This window comes from Christiangramia forsetii KT0803, assembly GCF_000060345.1.
In the GTDB taxonomy this organism is placed as follows: Bacteria; Bacteroidota; Bacteroidia; order Flavobacteriales; family Flavobacteriaceae; genus Christiangramia; species Christiangramia forsetii.
Map to the genome: position 1 here is coordinate 3017596 of NC_008571.1, position 22405 is coordinate 3040000.

General features: G+C 39.6%; 12 protein-coding genes (1 of these 12 cut by a window edge). 3 read left to right on the forward strand and 9 right to left on the reverse strand.

Features of this window, described 5'->3' with window-relative positions; genetic code table 11:
• Positions 1–114: 114 nt before the first annotated feature.
• From GFO_RS13675 to GFO_RS13700, 6 genes are all read right to left on the reverse strand, one after another.
• The gene (locus tag GFO_RS13675; protein WP_011710752.1) at positions 115–1335 is read right to left on the reverse strand and encodes a bifunctional folylpolyglutamate synthase/dihydrofolate synthase; all 1221 of its coding nucleotides are present in this window, start codon (positions 1333–1335) and stop codon (positions 115–117) included.
• Positions 1336–2160, reverse strand: a complete 825-nt coding sequence (locus GFO_RS13680; RefSeq protein WP_011710753.1) for a hypothetical protein — start codon at positions 2158–2160, stop codon at positions 1336–1338.
• A 1-nt stretch (position 2161) separates the two neighbouring features.
• The gene (locus GFO_RS13685; protein WP_011710754.1) at positions 2162–2554 is read right to left on the reverse strand and encodes an ExbD/TolR family protein; all 393 of its coding nucleotides are present in this window, start codon (positions 2552–2554) and stop codon (positions 2162–2164) included.
• Position 2555: 1 nt separating this feature from the next.
• Positions 2556–3257: a MotA/TolQ/ExbB proton channel family protein gene (locus tag GFO_RS13690; protein WP_011710755.1), complete on the reverse strand. Its 702-nt coding sequence runs from the start codon at positions 3255–3257 to the stop codon at positions 2556–2558.
• A 113-nt stretch (positions 3258–3370) separates the two neighbouring features.
• On the reverse strand, positions 3371–4597 hold the full coding sequence (locus GFO_RS13695; protein WP_011710756.1) for a Glu/Leu/Phe/Val dehydrogenase dimerization domain-containing protein: 1227 nt from the start codon (positions 4595–4597) through the stop codon (positions 3371–3373).
• A 65-nt stretch (positions 4598–4662) separates the two neighbouring features.
• Complete coding sequence (locus tag GFO_RS13700) at positions 4663–5727, reverse strand: anhydro-N-acetylmuramic acid kinase (protein ID WP_041250394.1); 1065 nt, start codon at positions 5725–5727, stop codon at positions 4663–4665.
• 90 nt (positions 5728–5817) lie between these two features.
• Here GFO_RS13700 and GFO_RS13705 point away from each other — a divergent pair, with 90 nt between their 5' ends.
• Complete coding sequence (locus GFO_RS13705; RefSeq protein ID WP_011710758.1) at positions 5818–6960, forward strand: acyl-CoA dehydrogenase; 1143 nt, start codon at positions 5818–5820, stop codon at positions 6958–6960.
• A 69-nt stretch (positions 6961–7029) separates the two neighbouring features.
• Here the strand turns inward: GFO_RS13705 and GFO_RS13710 are convergent, their stop codons facing one another.
• Positions 7030–11436, reverse strand: coding sequence for a T9SS type A sorting domain-containing protein (locus GFO_RS13710; RefSeq protein ID WP_011710759.1), 4407 nt, complete (start codon positions 11434–11436; stop codon positions 7030–7032).
• A gap of 565 nt (positions 11437–12001) precedes the next feature.
• Positions 12002–15481, reverse strand: coding sequence for a hypothetical protein (locus tag GFO_RS13715; protein ID WP_158308630.1), 3480 nt, complete (start codon positions 15479–15481; stop codon positions 12002–12004).
• Positions 15482–16123: 642 nt separating this feature from the next.
• Here GFO_RS13715 and gltB point away from each other — a divergent pair.
• Positions 16124–20647, forward strand: coding sequence for a glutamate synthase large subunit (gltB, locus tag GFO_RS13720; RefSeq protein WP_011710761.1), 4524 nt, complete (start codon positions 16124–16126; stop codon positions 20645–20647).
• A gap of 2 nt (positions 20648–20649) precedes the next feature.
• Entirely contained in the window at positions 20650–22110 is a 1461-nt protein-coding gene (locus tag GFO_RS13725) for a glutamate synthase subunit beta (protein ID WP_011710762.1), read from the forward strand.
• Positions 22111–22160: 50 nt separating this feature from the next.
• On the opposite strand, the gene GFO_RS13730 is transcribed toward GFO_RS13725, so the two are convergent.
• Positions 22161–22405, reverse strand: partial view of a DUF4382 domain-containing protein gene (locus tag GFO_RS13730; RefSeq protein ID WP_049792111.1) — the 3' end only. 700 nt of this gene lie beyond the right edge of the window; only the last 245 of its 945 coding nucleotides appear in the window; its start codon lies off the right edge, out of view; its stop codon occupies positions 22161–22163.

The window sequence follows — 22405 nt, forward strand, 5'->3', positions numbered from 1 at the left end:
AAGTCAACTAATAGGTAGGTATGGGAAAAATACTAAAACGAAGAATAACTCAATTTACTGAATTACAGTATTTTATAAAGATAAGGTAAATTTTAATTCTAAGTAATCTTTAAATTATAATACTTCTGCCACTGTAAAGTTGCTGCCTCCAACAAAAATAAGATCTTCATCTAAGGCCTCTTCTTCCGCAGCTCGAAAAGCTTCCAAAACTGACATGTATATATTTCCTTCTAAACTGTATTTAGCAGCTTCAGCTTGAAGAATATCAACTTCAAGTCCTCTGGGAACGTTAGGTTGTGCAAAATAAAATTTCGCACTATCAGGAAATAATGGTAAAACTTTAGAAAGGTCTTTATCATTCACCACACCGAGAACTATATGAAGTTGCTGAAATTTCTCTTTTTTCAGTTGATTCATTACAAGTTTGAGACCTTCAGCATTATGCGCTGTATCACAAATTACTTTTGGCTTCTCACGTATCACATCCCAGCGTCCCTGAAGTCCCGTATGTAGTTTTACGCTGGTTAATCCATTTATAATTGCTTCTTCTGAAATATCCCAGTCGGCTCCCTTTAATACCTCTACTGAAGCAAGCACAGTTCTGATATTTTTTTTCTGATAATCCCCTTTTAAATCTGTATAATATTGTTGGAACTTAAAATCTTCAGCAAATAATATTCTGGAATTTAATTTTTCTGAAACATTTTTAAAAACAGCTTCAGTTTCTGTTTGCCTTTCACCTATCACCACCGGAATATTAGCTTTAATGATCCCGGCTTTCTCTCCAGCGATTTCAGATAAATTCTCTCCAAGGAAAGCAGTATGATCCAAGCCTATATTGGTAATTATTGAAAGTTCAGGAATGATAATATTAGTAGAATCAAGCCTGCCCCCCATTCCGGTCTCAATAATGGCAATGTCAACTTCCTGTTTTGCAAAATAATCGAAGGCCATTCCCACGCTCATTTCAAAAAAACTAAGCTTATTTTGTTCTAGAAAATTTTGATTTTCTTCAATAAACGGAACAACATCTCCTTCTGAAATTAACTTTCCATTAATCCTAATACGCTCTCTAAAATCTTTTAGATGTGGTGAAGTATACAAGCCGGTTTTATAACCGGCCGACTGAAAAATTGAAGCCAGCATATGACTCACAGAGCCTTTCCCATTGGTCCCGGCAACATGAATACTTTTAAATTTATTTTCGGGATGATCCAAATGTTCAGCTAATTCCAAAGTATTGGAAAGATCTTTTTTAAAAGCTGTCTTTCCTACTCGCTGGTACATTGGTAACTGCTGAAACATCCAGTCAACAGTTTCTTTATAAGCTTTCACTTACTCGGTAAGTTTAAAATTGTAGATGATTGTTCCTACCTGCTGAGATGGTGCGTTAGAATCGCTATTAAATCTTGTTGCGAGGGCGGCTCTTTTTGCAGGTCCTGTTAAACACGAAGCGCTATTTGTAGTTCCTTTCATTCCTGGCTGTGCGCTTACAACCCTACCTGACTGATCTACCACTATTTTCACTACCACAATTCCAGATTCGTTGCAATCCTGAACAAATTTCTCCTTATTCAGCGCCTTTCTTCCTCCCAGCCTATAATTACCATCTCCATCCAGACCTGATCCCTGCCCATAATAAGAACTTGCATTTGGATCTCCATCCGGACTTCCTTTATCTCCGGCCACATTATCATTTCCCTCTCCACCGTTTGCAGTACCAGACCTTTCTGGTCCATTTAGAATACTACTTAGAGCATCGTTCGTAGATTTATCTGGTTTTGGTTCCGGTTTCTTTACTGGCTTAGGGTCTTCTTTAGGAGGTTCAGGTTGTTTTGTTTCAACGGGAGTTGGTTTCTTCTTTTTCTTTTCGATCACCGGGGCTTCCTCAATATCCTGAGTAACCACCTCTTTCTCGATCACTGGTTCAGATTTTACCGGCTGTGCTGTTGATTGTTTTGGTGCAGATTTTACAGGTTCTTTAGGCTGCTCATTTCCTGAACCAACTTCAGAAGTCCCAAAGTTTATAGCAATCCCACTTTCTGGTGGTGGATCTAAATAGGTTAGACCGAAAAAAATCAAAAGAAGAATAAGCACTACATGTATTGCTACTGTAATGGTCAGTGATTTCTTCTCATGTTTTGTTTCCAGCATTGACATTCTATTCAGGTTTTACCGCTAAAACTATCTTATAACTATTTCTATTAGCAATATCCATTACGTTTACCGCCTTTTCAATAGGTACTCCTTCTTCAGCTCTCAGGATAATCGTTGGATTCTCTTCCCCGGCCAATTTACTTTTCAGCGTTGATTCCAGGGCACTATTACTAATTCTTTCACTGTTGATATACACCTGAAGATCTTTAGTAATACTTACCGAAAGTGTTTGCTTATTGGTAGTTTTACCTTTTGCCTTCGGAAGGATTAGATCCAATGCCTCTGGAGTGATTACCGGTGAGGTTAGCATAAAAAAGATGAGCAGTAGAAAAACTACATCTGTCATCGAGCTCATGCTAAACTCCGGACTTATTTTATTTCTTCCTCTTAAATTCATATTAAGCAGGTTCGTTTAAAAGGTCAAGGAAATCTACCGCAGTAGCCTCCATTTGATGAACCACTTTATCTGTCTTTACAACAAGGTGGTTATAACCTATATAAGCGATAATTCCCACTATTAGACCGGCGACGGTAGTAGTCATAGCAGTATAAATTCCTTCTGCCAGTGCTCCCATTTGCGCCTGCCCGCTGCTTGTAGCCAGTTCATGGAAAGCAAGCACCATACCAATTACAGTTCCAAGGAAACCAATCATGGGCGCTGCTCCGGCAATAGTTGCCAGAATACTCACATTCTTTTCCAGTTTATAGACCTCTAGCCTACCTGCATTCTCGATTGCGGTATTAATATCTTCCAACGGACTTCCAATTCTGGATATCCCTTTTTCAGTTAGCCTGGCAACAGGGGATTCGCTCTGGGCACATCTAATCTTTGCAGATTCAATATTACCCCCCTGAACACTATCTTTAATTTGATGCATAAAGTTCTTATCCACCCGACTTGCTGCTTTGATTGCAAAAAGTCTTTCAAAATAGATGTATACCGCTGCGAATAATAGAACAAAGAGAATAATAATGATGATCTGGCCACCAAGACCGCCGCTAAACATTAGATCGAATAACGATAAAGTCTTCTCTTCTACGACCGGTTCTGCTGCCTGTGCAGCTTCAGCCACCTCGTCCTGCTGAAAAAAGTTAAGCATATGTATAATTGGGTTTTGTATTGTAACGTGCTAATATGATTTTAATTGTAAACCAAATTTAAATAAACAACCGGGCAGATTTATCTGAACCTTCAAAATGTTTATAAAAACTTTTAAACAAGCTGTTTAAGAGCTACTTCAAAAGCCGTTTTACTAATATTGGTCTTACTGCTATTATTATCAAAAGTATTCTGAATAGCATTCTTAATGATCATAGAAGTATCATTAAAAATGGCTTCATCTGTCATCTGAACTCTTCTCTCCATAAAATATGCAAAGACACGAGCCATCCCACAATTTGAAATAAAGTCTGGAATAAGACTTACTTTTTCATCGGTATATTCCATAATTGGTCCAAAGAAAATTTCTTTATCTGCAAATGGAACATTGGCTCCACAAGAAATAACTTCCAGTTTACGATCTATAAGATTGGTGATCTGATCTTTTGAAATTAATCTTGAAGCTGCACATGGTGCAAAAATCTCCGCATCAAGCTTCCAAACTTTTTCATTGATCTCTTCAAAAGGCATTAAATTCTCATTTCTCAGAGCATTTCCATCCTTATTCAAAAACATTTGTTTGATCTCTTCAAAACTGAAACCCTCTTCATTAATAAGTCCTCCGGCACGATCTATAATTCCAACAACCTTCGCTCCCATTTGAGAAAGATAATAGGCTGCTGATGAACCAACATTTCCAAATCCCTGAACGATGGCTTTTTTTCCTTTAATATCACCTCCATAAATACTATAATAGTGATGAACTGCCTCAGCTACTCCATAACCGGTAATCATATCTGCTACGGTATATTTTCTGCTGATATCTGGCGAAAAATTGGTGTTTTCCAGTACTTTAATTACACCCTGCCTTAACTGACCAATTCTATTGATCTTGTCAGATTCGGTTGGTTGAAAATGCCCGCTAAAAACACCTTCCTGCGGATGCCAAACACCACAGTTCTCTGTGATTGGGATTACCTCATTTATTTCATCAACATTTAAATCACCACCAGTACCATAATAACTTTTAAGAAGTGGAGATACGGCTTTATACCAACGTTCTAGAACTCCTTTTTTACGAGGATCGGTTGGATCGAAATTAATTCCAGATTTTGCGCCGCCTATCGGAGGTCCCGAAACTGTAAATTTCACTTCCATAGTTTTAGCCAATGAAAGAACTTCGTTTTGGTCTAATCCCTTTCTCATTCTCGTTCCACCACCGGCAGCTCCCCCACGAAGGGAGTTGATAACTGTCCAGCCTTCGGCTTCAGTTTCAGAATCTTTCCAGTTAAATACTATTTCAGGCTCTTTATTCTCGTATACTTTGAGTAATTCTTTCATTTTTGAAATATTTTGAGACAAATATAAAAAACTAAGCAGGCGCAATTCCGAAATTGGCAAAATTTTCAGGGTTCATAAACACGTCCCGAAGAATGATCCATTTTAGAACCGGTAACAGAACTCAAAACGTTTATTTCACCTCTCAGTTTTAGAACCCCCAAGAGCGCAAATATTAATGCCTCTTTAAAATCTATCAATTGTTTATCTGGTATCACAAAATCACAGGAAGATCTGGATTTAATTTCTTCAATAAGAAATTTATTGAATGTTCCACCACCTGTTAGCAATACTTTTGATTCTGGATCATCATCCAGCGAATTGGCTATTTGAGTAGCAGCATGAATAGAAAAAGTTTTCAAAATCGCAGGAATATCTTTTTGATTCTTTTCCAATAGAGGAATTATTTCAGAATTCACCCATTCAATCCCCAAAGATTTTGGTGGTGTTTTTTTAAAATATTGTAAAGCATTGAGTTTATCCAGTAAGTCCTTATCTAAATCTCCAGTTCTTGCCAGTTTACCATCCTCATCATATTCTTTATCCAATTTTCGCATGAAATGATTAAGGACTGTATTTACGGCACAAATATCATAAGCTATTCTTTGAGAATCCTTCTCCATGGATACATTTGCAAAACCGCCCAGATTGATACAGTATTTATATTCGTTAAATAGCAAACGATCTCCAATAGGAACTAAAGGGGCCCCCTGCCCACCAAGCTCTACATCCTGAACCCTAAAATCACATACCACGGGTGCATCTATCAATTTTGCCAGATTTGGTATATTCCCAATCTGAAAGGTAATTCCTTGTTTTGGCCTGTGTTTAACGGTATGGCCGTGACTACAAATCGCATCTAAAAGGTCTATCTCATATTTCTGAATAAAACGCCTAATTACTTGTGCCAGATATACGGTGTACTCTTCATCCAGTTTATTAAGCTCCGGTGGATCTAAGGTAATAGCTGTTGACAATTTATTTCGCCACTCATTTGAATACGGAAAAGTTTCAGCAGCGATTATAGAAAATTCAGGTTCACTTTGAAAATTGATAGTTGTGAAAACCAGATCAACCCCGTCAAGGGAAGTTCCAGACATAACACCGATCAATCTGTATTCAGTTTTTTCCATATTCGTAAAAATACTCAATATCAATTGAAAAATAGGTATCAAAAAGCTATCTTTGCCCTCCAAAAATCAGTTTTTTACAAATATTTCAATATGGATTTTAAACTTACCGAAGAGCATTTAATGATACGCGATGCCGCTCGTGATTTTGCAAAGACAGAATTATTACCGGGTGTTATCGAGAGAGATGAAAAGCAGGAATTCCCCAGAGAACTTGTGAAGAAAATGGGAGATCTTGGGTTTCTTGGAATGATGGCTTCTCCGGAATATGGCGGGGGTGGTATGGATACCATTTCTTATGTGTTGGCGATGGAAGAAATTTCTAAGATAGACGCATCTGCATCAGTGATGATATCTGTAAATAACTCTCTTGTATGTTGGGGGCTTGATTCTTTTGGTAATGAAGAGCAAAAGAAAAAATACCTTTCTAAGCTAACTACTGGTGAAAAACTGGGCGCTTTTTGTCTTTCTGAACCTGAAGCCGGAAGTGATGCTACGTCGCAAAGAACCACAGCGATAGACAAAGGTGACCACTACATTATAAATGGAACGAAGAACTGGATCACCAATGGGAGTACAGCTGATTATTATTTAGTGATCGCTCAAACTGACAAGGAGAAAAAGCATAAGGGAATTAATGCTTTTATCGTTGAAAAAGATTCCGAAGGCTTTGAAATAGGTCCAAAAGAGCAAAAATTAGGGATTAGAGGTAGTGATACCCATTCTTTAAATTTCAACGACGTAAAAGTACCTAAAGAAAATAGAATTGGTGAAGATGGTTTCGGATTCAAATTTGCCATGAAGACCCTTTCAGGTGGAAGAATTGGGATCGCTGCGCAAGCATTAGGAATTGCTGCAGGGGCTTATGAATTGGCCAAAGATTATTCTAAACAGCGTAAAGCTTTTGGAACTGAAATTTGCAACCACCAGGCGATCGCATTTAAACTTGCAGATATGCATACTACTATTGAAGCTTCAAGACATATGGTCATGAAAGCTGCCTGGGATAAAGATCAGGGACAGAATTATGATCTTTCAGGAGCAATGGCTAAACTTTACGCTTCTAAAACTGCGATGGATGTGACTGTGGAAGCGGTACAGGTTCATGGAGGAAATGGATTCGTAAAAGAATACCACGTAGAGCGATTAATGCGCGATGCAAAGATCACACAAATCTACGAAGGAACTTCAGAGATTCAGAAAATTGTAATTTCAAGAAGTATTCTTAAAGATTAATTTTTTGAATTTTATATAAAATAAAAGAGCAGCCAGTTGGCTGCTCTTTTTTTTTAGTTAATCTTCAATTTACTTTTTAGTAGACGATATTATATTTTTCGAGATTACTTCTCTATCTGTTATCATCCTCACTATATACACTTGATTTGCTTTGAGTGCGAAATCAATATCCAGTTCCTTGGTATCTCCCTTGGTCACTTTTTTGTCCTTATAAGTTCTAAGAAGTCTACCAGTTAGGTCATAAACCTGTATCTCAATTTTGCTTGAAGTGTATTCAAAATCATACTGAATTGTCAACCTCTCATTGAATGGTACAGGGGATGCTTTAAAGTTACCAGTTTCGGAAATTCTATTGTTCTTAGCTGGTTTACCTTTACCTGGTTTGCTATCTTCAGGCACATCGCATCCTTCTGAAGGAGCTGTTGTAGCTCTTGAACCTCCAAGGGTACAACCGGCATTATTCAGTTCATCCAAATAACTTCCAGCAGCACCTGCGTTGTCAAAGCTATCCTGTACATACAGTACTAACTCAGCTTCTGTTAGAATTTCATAATTAACATCACCATGACAAATATTAAGTAATGCTGCTACAGACTGGCGACCCATATTGTAAACTCCGCCACCGCCAAGATTCAACACTTGTAATAAGGTTTTTCCTTGTAATTCCTCTGGTACATAATGATCCTCTCCAATTCCAAATACGGCAGAATAAAGTGTACATGTTGAATAACAACCCCATCTATCGGTATGGTTTTTCCAGTACCCTAAAGTACAACCTTCGAATTCCTCACAAATCGGCTCAATAAGACTTACGGCAGTTAGACCTGATAAACACCCGTCATTACTTTTAGCAACTACAGTATAGTCACCTGGCGCATATCCTTCAAATCCACCTTCAGTATATGTCATAAACTCTGAATCTGGTATAGAAGCTATCTCACTAGGAACTTCTGAAGTTAATAGAATCGCAAACCTTAACCCTATGGTTCTTGAAGTAACTATTATAGTTCCCTGTAAAGTTTCGCAATCAGGATCAATTTTATCAACTATTGGTGTAATTGGTGTATCTCTTGGCCCTTCAATAGAAAATTCTCTCACATCAGAAATACATCCAGCTTCATTTTCCGCAGTTAGCTCGTAATCTCCTTCTTCTAAATTTTCATAATTTTCAATAACCAATAAAGCATCGCCATCAATTCTTACAAGCAAGAAAGTTAAACCATCCATCGAAGAGGTGATCGTAATTGAACCGGTATCAACAAAACAATCTGCCTGTTTTATTTGAATTTCTGGTACTAAAGGCACAACATCAATGGTAATTGTCACAATTGCAAAATCTGGTTCACAATTAGAATTCTCACCAATAGGATTTACTGTATACTTAAATGTATAGACTCCAGAAACCACTTCTGTGAAATCTAAATTAATCCCATTTCCAATGGTTAATCCAGAACTAACAATACTAGTTTCTATCCAAGACCCGCCGTTATCCGGACTTCCTTCCAAAACGTCTATCAAATTAACAGAACTTTTAGATAAATCTCCGAAGCAGAATTTATCATCTCCGTTATCTCCAGCATCAGGCTGTTCAAAGACCTCGATAGTGAACACCGCAGTGTCGCCGTCGCAGTCCCCATTGGCAGCAAGGGTATAGGTGAAGCTATAATCGCCAACTGCGCTAACATCCACAACAGATCCAATGATGTCCGCACCGCCGGTTACCGAGAAGGTCCCGCCAGTATTCGCATCCCCAGACAGAAGACCACTAAGGTCATACATATCAAGACCCGATGTTGTTACACAAAAGCTTACATCATCATCATCTCCAGCATCAGGCTGTTCAAAGATCTCGATGGTGAACACCGCAGTGTCGCCGTCGCAGTCCCCATTGGCAGCAAGGGTATAGGTGAAACTATAATCGCCAACTGCGCTAACATCCACAACAGATCCAATGATGTCCGCACCGCCGGTTACCGAGAAGGTCCCGCCAGTATTCGCATCCCCAGACAGAAGACCACTAAGGTCATACATATCAAGACCCGATGTTGTTACACAAAAGCTTACATCATCATCATCTCCAGCATCAGGCTGTTCAAAGACCTCGATGGTGAACACCGCAGTGTCGCCGTCGCAGTCCCCATTGGCAGCAAGGGTATAGGTGAAGCTATAATCGCCAACTGCGCTAACATCCACAACAGATCCAACGATGTCCGCACCGCCGGTTACCGAGAAGGTCCCGCCAGTATTCGCATCCCCAGACAGAAGACCACTAAGGTCATACATATCAAGACCCGATGTTGTTACACAAAAGCTTACATCATCATCATCTCCAGCATCAGGCTGTTCAAAGACCTCGATGGTGAACACCGCAGTGTCGCCGTCGCAGTCCCCATTGGCAGCAAGGGTATAGGTGAAGCTATAATCGCCAACTGCGCTAACATCCACAACAGATCCAATGATGTCCGCACCGCCGGTTACCGAGAAGGTCCCGCCAGTATTCGCATCCCCAGACAGAAGACCACTAAGGTCATACATATCAAGACCCGATGTTGTTACACAAAAGCTTACATCATCATCATCTCCAGCATCAGGCTGTTCAAAGACCTCGATGGTGAACACCGCAGTGTCGCCGTCGCAGTCCCCATTGGCAGCAAGGGTATAGGTGAAGCTATAATCGCCAACTGCGCTAACATCCACAACAGATCCAATGATGTCCGCACCGCCGGTTACCGAAAAGGTCCCGCCAGTATTCGCATCCCCAGACAGAAGACCACTAAGGTCATACATATCAAGACCCGATGTTGTTACACAAAAGCTTACATCATCATCATCTCCAGCATCAGGCTGTTCAAAGACCTCGATGGTGAACACCGCAGTGTCGCCGTCGCAGTCCCCATTGGCAGCAAGGGTATAGGTGAAGCTATAATCGCCAACTGCGCTAACATCCACAACAGATCCAATGATGTCCGCACCGCCGGTTACCGAGAAGGTCCCGCCAGTATTCGCATCCCCAGACAGAAGACCACTAAGGTCATACATATCAAGACCCGATGTTGTTACACAAAAGCTTACATCATCATCATCTCCAGCATCAGGCTGTTCAAAGACCTCGATGGTGAACACCGCAGTGTCGCCGTCGCAGTCCCCATTGGCAGCAAGGGTATAGGTGAAGCTATAATCGCCAACTGCGCTAACATCCACAACAGATCCAACGATGTCCGCACCGCCGGTTACCGAGAAGGTCCCGCCAGTATTCGCATCCCCAGACAGAAGACCACTAAGGTCATACATATCAAGACCCGATGTTGTTACACAAAAGCTTACATCATCATCATCTCCAGCATCTGGAGCTTTATCTACAGCAACAACCACTTGGCATATATTAGTACCAAAAGCAGAAGTTATTGTTACCCGTACAGTATAACTACCATTAGAAGTAGTAATTATCTCGGCCTGAGTACTTAAATCCCCTGGAGGAGGATCAACAAAGGAAGCTCCAGCCGTGTTATCTAAAATTTCCCAGGTATATGTAGGATTTTCCGCTCCCAAAGGAGTAAGTGTATAAATCACATCCTGCTGTCCTTCACATATCAAATCTGGTCCTGCAAGTTCACAGCGAGGAGCAGGCACAACAGCATCAGCTGATAAAGACCTATCTTGATTACCAAGATTATTTAAATTCCAATCAATTAATCTCATATGATATGGAGAACCTGAAATACCACCTGCTGATTGAGGTACTCCTCCAAATTCTCCCCAGTCTATTCTACTAGCTATATGACCTCCCCATGCGAGAATAACAGTACCAGAATTGGTTACCGTAAACGAAACAGTAATTTGCTGTTCAACTTTATTCAGGCTTAAATTTCCTGCTGCTGCAGGTCCATAGGAAACATCTGTTAAAGTAGCATTCCATATAGACATTTCTGCATCTCCCGCATCACTAATTAACTCAAAACTATCCCCTGGTTGCCCAGAAACGGGAGAACCAACAGACGGCGGAGTTGGAATAGGATAAGTATCGTCAGGCGGCTCAGAAAAACCTGTAATTCCTATTGTTGGATCAATCTCTTCCTGATCGGGATGTCCAAATGCCAATTCGTGAGGTTGGAGTCTATCGTAACTAGTTAAATAATCTAAAGCATGTTTCCCACTATGCTTAACATCATATTCTAATGTTAATTCTACGGTTTGACCAGCAACCATATCTTCCATAATTACCCTATAGGGAATTGACATCCCCTCAGCATAATGAGAAGTTTGCTTTCCTGCATTTCCATTTACCCAGTCACCGGGATCGGTTACATTATCAACGCCTCCATTCCTAATTTGATCCAAATCTGCCGACTGTCCAAAAACAAATGAACCGTTAAAAACGAAAAACAACAAAGCAATTATCCAAATAGCTTGCCTTTTAATTAATCTTTTGTTGGATTTAAAAAACCAATCGAAAGACTTCAATGTAAAATTCTTCATAATAATTAGTTTTAATGGTTAGACCATGGCATAGGTTATGAAAAAAGGAAGATCGATTGGGCAATGTCTTTTCCGAAATCTATCGAATTATTAATCGTAAACTGTTAAGAGTAGAGTAGTAAACCTGAATCACATGTGACCAGGGGAATTGCCAAATAGGCAAACCGTCTACCGGGGGGAAGAACATCGATTTGAATAACTTTTAGAAAAAGTATGAAAATCGAATTTTATAATCTTTAAATAAGCAAGTAAGGGCAATCAACAACATTAAAATTCAGCTATATTCTGAAATGAAGGTTAAACTCATTGATCATCAGTGGGGGGAGAAATTAAAAAATTGTAGGGTACGTGAATCTAGTAATCAGAAAATTCAGGGTGAACATTCTATAATAATAGTTAATTCAAATATATAACAAATCATCTATAAAAATCTTAATATCAGATATTTACTACGTTTTTTAAGGATTCTAATCAAAAAACTAGGGTATTCCCCCAGCCACTCTTAAAATCAAAAAAAAAGACTGTCCTATTTAAGGCCAGCCTTTTTTTTCATCGAAAATACTTCTTAATTACCCGACATCACAGTTTTCGAGAATGTATCCCTGTCGGTTTCTACTCTAATTATATAAACCTGATTCGCTTTAAGTGCAAAATCGATGCTTATTGATGTTTCATCTCCACGAGTCACCTGCTTATCTGCATAGGTTCTCAATAAGGATCCATTAAGATCGAAAAACTGGATCTTAACATCGGAAGTATACTCAAAATCATATCTCAAACTCAACTGATCTGTAAATGGTACAGGTGCCACACTGAAACTTGGTTCTTCAACTAATATTGAAGCTTTTAAAGTTTCAGATTGTAATGCATCAGCTATTGAATTTGATGGATAATTACAAGTTCCTCTATCAAATATCGCCGGATCTGAACACCTTCTGTCTGTATTCATTCCAAGGCTTCCAAAACTCACTCCTAAAGGACTTCCATCTACAATCATACCCATTAAATAGGAATTGGTTTGGAAATTACCATCGTCACGGGTAAATCCGGTAGAGCCAATCACTGATTTTGGATCAAGCTTCACAGAAAATACGTGTGTTCCAGCAATTTCTGGTGTAAACTCAGCTTTCACATAATATTTACCATTTTCCACACGCGTTGTCACCTTGCGGATCGTCGCTACCTGACAACCATTCTGGTATATCCTAACATTTGAATTGTTTACAAAGAGCATGAATTTAAATCCTACAGGAGCTTCCTGTTGCAATTCAACTATCATAGGTGTATTAACCATTGCCTGAGATACAGAAAAATCGCCGTAATAGAACAATGCTCCAGGGATCACGTTTGTTACCTGGTCTATACCTTTCACTTTTTTAATGGTAGCACACATATATTCCTGTACAAAACTATCTTTATCACAGTATAAATAATCACTACAATCAGTTTGAGTCGGGAATAAATGAGAGCAATTAATTGGGGCCTCTACCAACACGTCTTGTACAACTCCAATACATCCATTTTTATCTGTAATTGTACATTTATAAGTACCAGCAATCAAATTACTAAGATTCTGGTCTGTACTTGAGAAATTCACATCTTCAAGCATTTCCCATGCATATGTATATGGTAGTGTTCCACCAGATACTTCTAAACTAATTGTACCATCACTGGTTAAACAAGTTTCTGCTCCAGGAGTTGGATCTCCTAAAATTTCTAAAGGTTCATCCAGGATAATTAATTTCTCAGAATTGATACATCCACTATCGTCTGTTAACACCACCTCATAAGTGCCTCCTCCAAGATCAGAAAATGTATGCGTACCTGCAGCAACATTTTCTTTTGTATCGTGTATCACGTCAAATCTCTTAAGTACCAAATCGTATGATGCTACACCTCCTCCAATACTGACTTCAATTGATCCATTAAAGGCGTCTTTACATGTGGGCTCAAATTGTTTATCTAAACTCAATGTTAATTCATCAGGAAGTAATACTTCATAACTCGCATACGACTTACAGCCGGTAAAATCTGTTACAACAACATTATAAGTTCCTGCAGCCAGTCCGGTCGCAGTTACCGTGGTTTGAGCACTGCCATCATCCCATAAATAACTGAACGGTGCTATACCATTGGTAAGATTAGCAGTCGCAGTACCATCATCGCTTGGACCATCCTCATCATTACAGGTGAGGTTCGTTCCGGTAGCATCGGCACTAAAAGGATCAGGAGATGTTACTTCATAACTCGCATACGCCTTACAGCCGGTAAAATCTGTTACAACAACATTATAGGTTCCTGCAGCCAGTCCGGTCGCAGTTACCGTGGTTTGAGCACTGCCATCATCCCATAAATAACTGAACGGTGCTATACCATTGGTAAGATTAGCAGTCGCAGTACCATCATCGCTTGGACCATCCTCATCATTACAGGTGAGGTTCGTTCCGGTAGCATCGGCACTAAAAGGATCAGGAGATGTTACTTCATAACTCGCATACGCCTTACAGCCGGTAAAATCTGTTACAACAACATTATAGGTTCCTGCAGCCAGTCCGGTCGCAGTTACCGTGGTTTGAGCACTGCCATCATCCCATAAATAACTGAACGGTGCTATACCATTGGTCAGATTAGCAGTCGCAGTACCATCATCGCTTGGACCATCCTCATCACTACAGGTGAGGTTCGTTCCGGTAGCATCGGCACTAAAAGGATCAGGAGATGTTACTTCATAACTCGCATACGCCTTACAGCCGGTAAAATCTGTTACAACAACATTATAAGTTCCTGCAGCCAGTCCGGTCGCAGTTACCGTGGTTTGAGCACTGCCATCATCCCATAAATAACTGAACGGTGCTATACCATTGGTTAGATTGGCAGTCGCAGTACCATCATCGCTTGGACCATCCTCATCATTACAGGTGAGGTTCGTTCCGGTAGCATCGGCACTAAAAGGATCAGGAGATGTTACTTCATAACTCGCATAAGCCTTACAGCCGGTAAAATCTGTTACAACAACATTATAGGTTCCTGCAGCCAGTCCGGTCGCAGTTACCGTGGTTTGAGCACTGCCATCATCCCATAAATAACTGAACGGTGCTATACCATTGGTCAGATTAGCAGTCGCAGTACCATCATCGCTTGGACCATCCTCATCACTACAGGTGAGGTTCGTTCCGGTAGCATCGGCACTAAAAGGATCAGGTAATCCAACAATGGACGAACCGTTTTTCACACAAACCGGAGTTTCAGAATCCCGTACTACCCATTGATAAGTATCACCGCTAAGATTAGAGAATACTGCCGGACTTATGGTTTCAATAAAATCTCCTCCATTAAAATTGACAAAATATGGAGGCTTACCCCCACTAAATGTAAGGGTCACTGAACCATCATTACTGCTACCATCCTCATCATTACAGGTTACATCTGTAGTTTCCTCTTCAGCCGATAAACCTACCCCAACGGTCAATGAAGGTTCTACTCCACATTTTGGAGCAATTCTGGAAGATTCCAATGGACACTGTCTTGCCGCATTGTCAGAAGCATCGGTCCAGGCCTGGAAGATATTTGCCAGATTAAGAGTACTTCCACATACATAGGGTATACTAGTAATTAAATTTCCCTCTGGATCTTCTGCAGGTAAATAAGAATCTGAAGCTTCATCATATTGTAAAACAGTGAGTGGATTATCCAATTCATCTGTATTTATAATTTTTGTTCGATCGGGTAATTGATTACCCGGAAGGATATCAGCATCACATCCTGAAATGAAATACACATCCTCGGAATCGTCTGGATGCGTAATTGTAAGTCTTGCCCAAAAAGCATAACTGGTACGAAATGAATTCGTATTATTTATTACTCCAAGGTTTAGAGGAACATATACCGTTTCCCCTATTTCACAGTCACAGGTTTCCAAATCCAGATTTGCACTAACAACATCAAGATCGTTAGAGGTACATCTTCTTTCTGCCGGAAGGTCAAATGCATCTGTTACTGCTTGAGAAAATCCAATAAGTGGTATAAAAAAGAGGATTATTATCAAACAATTTTTGCGTGGCAAAAACCTTTCTCTAAATATAGAATTAAAAAGGCATTTTGAGATAATTGTAATTTCTTTCATAATATAATTTTAAAGGTTGGCACCATATGCCTGGCTAACCTTCAAAAGCAGATAGGGCAGTCAAATTTTTTTATCGCGTGAAAAAATAATTATGAAAAGAGGGGGTGCAAATCATCCTGGCAGTTACGCAGGCAGTTACCTTCTAAGGCAATTAATTTACTCCGAGGGAAGTATTCAATTTATACGGATAGGTTTTAATTAAAATTGAAATGGGATAAAATTGAGAATATGAAAAATTTGAAATCTACTGAGTTTCAAAATTTTCGATATTTATTAAAACAACAGTGAGTAATTGTCTCATATTCAATAGGTTAAATTTAACATTTTATTTTATATCACCCTAAATAAATGTTATAGAAATCAAAAAATAATGGTTTTCCCCCGCCTAGATTTTTAATGGGACGGCATTATTTATTTCGTATTTAATGAGCTATATTTTTGCATATTCTTATTATTACGGCTTCAAATTGTCAATCTCTAAAAACTTGATTTAAAGAGCTTTAAAATTTATTTGTTTTCCTAAGTTTTATATAACTTGAAAAGAATAATTCAGAAGGAAAACATATGAAAATGAAAGAACAGGGACTCTACTCCCCTCTATTTGAGCGCGATAACTGCGGCGCGGGGTTTATTTGTAATCTTAATGGCGAACGAACCAATAACATCATCCATAAAGCCATCGACATCCTGGTTAGACTGGAACACAGGGGTGCGGTAAGTGCAGATGGAAAAACCGGGGACGGTGCCGGAATCTTAATTGAGGTTCCTCACGAATTCTTCAAAAAAGTCTGTGAATTCGAATTACCAGGATCTAGAGAATATGCTGTGGGAATGGTTTTTCTTCCCAGGAATAAGAATCAGGCTGGAATTTGTAAATCCACTTTTGAGAAGGAAATCGAAAATCAGGAACTGGAAGTTCTGGGATGGAGAAAAGTTCCGGTAAATCATTCCTGCCTTGGTAAAATGGCCAGTAATGTAGAACCCGCTATAGAACAGGTATTTATAGGAAGACCAAAAGAATTAAGTGACCAGGCATTCAATGCGAAACTATATTCAGCCCGGAAGATCGCAGAACATTCTATTGAAAATTCTGGTCTTGCCGAAAGTGAATATTTCTATTTTTCAAGTCTTTCAACTAATACCATCATATATAAAGGTCTTTTGATGCCTCAGGATATCAACGAATATTATAAAGACCTGAACGACCCTGATGTGATCACTAAACTAGCATTAGTGCATCAGCGATTTTCCACAAATACCTTTCCTACCTGGGATCTGGCCCAGCCGTTTCGATATATGTGCCACAATGGGGAAATTAATACGCTTCGCGGAAACCTGAGCAGAATGAAAGCGCGGGAAGAGCTTTTTGAAAGTGATGTATTTGGCGAGGATATAAAAAAGATCGTTCCAATTACAATGGAAGGAAAATCTGATTCCGCCTCGATGGATATGGCTTTAGAATTACTACTCCAAACCGGAAGATCTTTGCCGGAAGCTATTATGATGATGGTTCCTGAAGCCTGGGAGAAAAACCCATCAATGAACGACAAGAAAAAAGCATTTTACGAGTATAATGCCTGTATCATGGAACCCTGGGATGGCCCTGCTTCTATTCCATTTACTGACGGAAATTATATCGGTGCGTTACTGGACAGAAATGGTTTAAGACCTTCCAGATACACCGTCACTAAAGATGGATATGTAGTCATGTCTTCTGAAACCGGTGTATTAGATATTGAGCCTGAAAACGTCCTAAAACATGGAAGGCTGGAACCGGGAAGAATGTTCCTGGTAGATATGATAGAAGGTCGGATCATCGAAGATCAGGAAGTAAAAGAAAAAATTGTTTCAGAAAAACCCTATAGGAATTGGCTTGACGAGAACCTGCTACCACTCGCAAATGTTCCTTATACAGGGAATCAAACTCCGGTTGAAGACATCTCGTATATTACAAGACTAAAACTTTTTGGTTATACCTATGAGGATATCACGACCATCATCTCCCCTATGGCCTCTCAGGCTAAGGAAGCGATTGGTTCTATGGGGACAGATATTCCTCTGGCAGTACTTTCAGATAAACCACAGTTATTATTTAATTATTTCAAGCAACTTTTCGCACAGGTAACCAATCCACCGCTAGATGGAATTCGTGAAGAAATTGTGACTGATATAAGCCTCTCCGTTGGAGAAGATATCAACCTGTTTGATATAATTCCAGAGCAGGCTAAAAAACTTAAAATTCAGAATCCTGTTATTTCCAATGAGGATCTGGACAAAATCAAATACATCGATTACCCGGGCTTCAAAGCAAAATCTATTTCAATACTTTATGAAGCTGAAAAAGGAATGAATGGTCTTGAGGACCGTTTGGAGGAGATGGTTACAGAAATTAAACATGCTGTTGATGATGGTTGTAATATGATCATCCTGTCAGATAGAAATGTAAATCCAAAACTCGCTCCCATCCCGTCTCTGCTTGCCTGTTCTTTTGTACATCATCGCGCAAAAGATCATAATAGAAGATCTTCTTTCGGAATCGTAATTGAATCTGCTGAACCAAGAGAACCACATCATTTTGCAGCCCTCTTCGGTTATGGTGCCAGTGCCATTAATCCTTATATGGTAAATGAAGTGATCTATGATTTGGTAAAAAGAAAAGAGATCGATGTGGAAGATCCTGAAGTAGCTGTTGAGAATTTTAATATCGCTATAGGTAAAGGGATTGTTAAGATCATGAACAAAATTGGTATTTCTACATTGCTCTCTTATCGCGGGTCGCAGATCTTTGAAATATTAGGGCTGAATAAGAAATTTGTCAATAAATATTTCTGTAATACACCTACGAGGATAGAAGGAATTGGACTATATGAAGTAGAAAAAGAAATTCAGAAACGTTATCAACACGCATTTTTCCCTCCGGAAACTGAAACCGATCTTGATCTTGAAATGGGCGGAGATTACCGTTGGAGAAGAAATGGAGAACGCCATGTTTTTAATCCTGCCAGTGTTGCCAAACTTCAGCAGGCTGTCAAGCAAAATTCTTACGAAACTTATACCGAATATTCCAATATCATCAATGAGCAGAATGAAAAACTCATGACCATAAGGGGTATGTTCAAATTCAAGGAGCTCAATCCAATCCCAATTGAAGAGGTAGAGCCATGGACCGAGATTGTAAAAAGGTTCAAAACAGGTGCAATGTCTTTCGGGTCTATTAGTAAAGAAGCACATGAGAATCTGGCCATCGCTATGAACCGGATAAAAGGAAAAAGTAATTCTGGTGAAGGTGGTGAAGATTCCGATCGTTTTCAGAAAGATATCGATGGAAACTGGAGGAATTCAGCTATTAAGCAGGTAGCTTCAGGAAGATTTGGAGTGAGTATCGATTATCTATCCAGTGCAGGTGAGATTCAGATAAAAATGGCGCAGGGTGCTAAACCCGGAGAAGGTGGACAACTACCCGGAGCGAAAGTAAATCCTGATATTGCGAAAACGAGGAATTCTACACCTTATGTAGGCCTAATATCTCCTCCTCCACATCATGATATTTACTCTATTGAAGATCTTGCACAATTGATTTTCGATCTCAAAAATGCAAACAGAGAAGCACGTATCAATGTAAAATTGGTTTCTAAAGTTGGTGTAGGTACTATCGCTGCCGGCGTTGCTAAAGCGAAGGCAGATGTGGTGCTAATTTCGGGCTACGATGGCGGAACCGGTGCTTCTGCGTTAACCTCCCTAAGACATGCAGGTTTACCCTGGGAACTTGGAATTGCCGAAGCACAGCAAACCCTTTTATTGAATAATCTGCGAAGCCGGATCGTGGTGGAATGTGATGGTCAGTTAAAAACTGGTCGTGACGTAGCAATTGCATGTTTATTGGGTGCTGAAGAATTTGGATTCTCCACCGCTCCACTTGTGGCAACAGGATGTATCATGATGCGTGCATGCCATTTAAATACCTGCCCTGTGGGTATCGCCACCCAGGATCCCGAGCTTAGAAAGAACTTTAAAGGAACCCCGGAAAATGTGATCAATTTCATGTATTTCATTGCACAGGAATTAAGAGAGATTATGGCTCAGCTTGGTTTCAGAAGCATGAAAGAGATGGTAGGTCAGTCTCAAAAACTGGAGACAAATAGAGCTATTAAACATTATAAAGCTCAGGGAATTGATCTTTCCAACATCCTACATAGACCAAATATTAAGCCTGGAGTACCACTTTCAAATACCGAAAAGCAACTTCATAATATAGAAGGTGTTCTGGATTTTGAAATTTTGAGACAGGCCCATCCAGCTATTTACAGAAAAGAACCTGTAACACTTAATTTTCCTATAAGCAATACTAACAGGACCACGGGAACAATCATCAGTAATGAAATTTCCAAAATTCATGGTTCTAAAGGATTGCCGAAAAATACGTTAACACTGAATTTTAATGGCTCGGCCGGACAAAGTTTTGGAGCATTTGCTGCCAAAGGCCTAAACCTGAATATTGAAGGCAACTCAAATGATTACTTCGGAAAAGGACTTTCCGGAGCAGTGCTTTCCATTAGAAAACCTAAAGAAGCGACTTTTAAATCCAACGAAAATATCATAATCGGGAATGTGGCTTTATATGGTGCTGTAACCGGTGAAGCTTATATCAACGGAATTGGAGGCGAACGCTTCTGTGTTAGAAATTCCGGAGCCAAAGCGGTTATCGAAGGAATTGGTGACCATGGCTGCGAATATATGACTGGTGGTGTTGCCGTGATACTTGGAGAAATAGGTAGAAATTTTGCTGCCGGAATGAGTGGAGGAATTGCTTATATTTTTGACCCGGAAAATGATCTGGACAGGAATAATTTCAATATGGAAATGATAGAACTAGAAGCTCCTTCCGAAGAAAATTTACAAGAATTGGAAGAGCTGATTGTAAATCATTATCAATATACCGAAAGTGAAATCGCAAAGGTTATTTTGAATGATTGGGAGCAAGCATCCAAAGCTTTTATTAAAATAATGCCGACAGAATATAAGAAGGCACTACAAAAGCTTGAAGCAGAAAAACAAAAAGAAGAAAAGGTAGATCTTAAAACAGCATAAGAATGGGCGAGATAAGAGGATTTTTAGAGTATGATCGTATTCAGGAAGAAGATATAAAACCCGCAGAAAGGGTTAAGAATTACAACGAGTTTCATCAAGAATTAAAAACAGAAGAACTCCAAAAACAAGGTGGGCGCTGTATGGATTGCGGAATTCCGTTTTGCCACAGTGGCTGTCCCTTAGGGAATTTGATCCCAGATTTTAATGATGCGGTCTACAGAAATGAATGGCAAAAAGCGTTAAAAATATTACATGCGACAAATAATTTTCCGGAGTTTACAGGAAGATTATGTCCCGCGCCCTGCGAATCGGCTTGCGTATTAGGTATTATAGAGCCGCCTGTGGCAATTGAAATGATCGAGAAGTATATTGTAGAGCGTGGCTTTAAAGAAGGCTGGATTAAGCCTGAACCGCCTGCTCATCGTACAGATAAAAAAGTAGCAGTAATAGGTTCTGGTCCTGCGGGGTTAGCCGCAGCACAACAACTCAACAGAGCGGGACATCATGTTACTGTCTTTGAACGTGATGCCAAAATTGGTGGATTACTTCGGTATGGAATTCCTGATTTCAAAATGGAAAAGAAAGTAATAGATCGCCGTTTAGACCAAATGTTAGCTGAAGGAATCGAATTTAAAACTAATACAGAAGTTGGTAAAAATTATTCAGTAGAGGAATTAAAAGCATTTGATGCCGTTGTACTTTGCGGTGGTGCTACTGAAAAAAGGGATTTACCAATCCCCGGTTCAGACGCTCAAGGCGTAATACAGGCAATGGAATTCTTAAAACATAATAATGAAGCTGTTGATGGGTTGCACGAAGTTGAAGAAAAGCTTAATGCCCATGGTAAAAATGTGATTGTAATTGGGGGTGGTGATACAGGATCTGACTGCGTTGGAACTTCCAATAGACATGGAGCAACCTCTGTTACAAATTTCGAGATCCTACCAATTCCAGCGGAGTCTAGAACACAGGAAAATCCTTGGCCCTACTGGCCATTCACTTTAAAAACCAGTTCTTCGCATGAAGAGGGTGTAAATAGAAACTGGAGTATTCAAACCAAGGAGTTCATAAAAGACCCCAAAGGAAATCTGAAAGCATTAAAAACAGTAGAAGTAGAATGGATAAGAAGACCCGGGCAAAGACCTGAAATAGAAGAGGTTCCTAATTCTGAAAAAGAATGGCCTTGTGATCTCGCTTTATTATCACTTGGATTTACAGGTCCAGAAAAGACTTTAAGTGAAAAATTAGGCCTGGAGTTAGATCCTAGAACTAACATAAAAGGAGCCGACGACTATAGAACCAATATGAAGAATATTTTTGTTGCCGGAGATATGCGCAGAGGTCAGTCTTTAATTGTATGGGCAATTTCTGAAGGTCGTGAAGCTGCACATAATGTAGATAAATTCCTCATGGGGAAATCAAAATTACCCATAAAAGGAGAGGGCGATCTTCCTACTCCATAAAAAAAGCCCCCGCGATTAACGGGGGCTCTTTAATTTCATATTTCCTAGGATTACAAGCCTAAAAGACCTGTAAATGAAATCTGAAGATTTACTTCAGAATTAGCTTCTACAGTAAATCCGCTCAAATCAATACTACTTGCTGTATCTGCTTCCACCATGCCCGAGAATTCTAGTTTTCCATCCGAGTTTTCGTCAGAATAAGAAGCGAAATGTAATTCATAATCACCTTCTTCAAGAAAGTGAATTTCAAATTCTCCATTTGATCTGGAGACCGCAGAACTACTTACTGCATTTG

Coding starts and splice junctions, on each gene's coding strand:
- GFO_RS13705 (WP_011710758.1), top strand. CDS start 5,818: ATGGATTTTAAACTTACCGAAGAGCATTTAATGATACGCGATGCCGCT.
- GFO_RS13695 (WP_011710756.1), bottom strand. CDS start 4,597: ATGAAAGAATTACTCAAAGTATACGAGAATAAAGAGCCTGAAATAGTA.
- GFO_RS13725 (WP_011710762.1), top strand. CDS start 20,650: ATGGGCGAGATAAGAGGATTTTTAGAGTATGATCGTATTCAGGAAGAA.
- GFO_RS13685 (WP_011710754.1), bottom strand. CDS start 2,554: ATGAATTTAAGAGGAAGAAATAAAATAAGTCCGGAGTTTAGCATGAGC.
- GFO_RS13710 (WP_011710759.1), bottom strand. CDS start 11,436: ATGAAGAATTTTACATTGAAGTCTTTCGATTGGTTTTTTAAATCCAAC.
- GFO_RS13690 (WP_011710755.1), bottom strand. CDS start 3,257: ATGCTTAACTTTTTTCAGCAGGACGAGGTGGCTGAAGCTGCACAGGCA.
- GFO_RS13700 (WP_041250394.1), bottom strand. CDS start 5,727: ATGGAAAAAACTGAATACAGATTGATCGGTGTTATGTCTGGAACTTCC.
- GFO_RS13680 (WP_011710753.1), bottom strand. CDS start 2,160: ATGTCAATGCTGGAAACAAAACATGAGAAGAAATCACTGACCATTACA.
- gltB (WP_011710761.1), top strand. CDS start 16,124: ATGAAAATGAAAGAACAGGGACTCTACTCCCCTCTATTTGAGCGCGAT.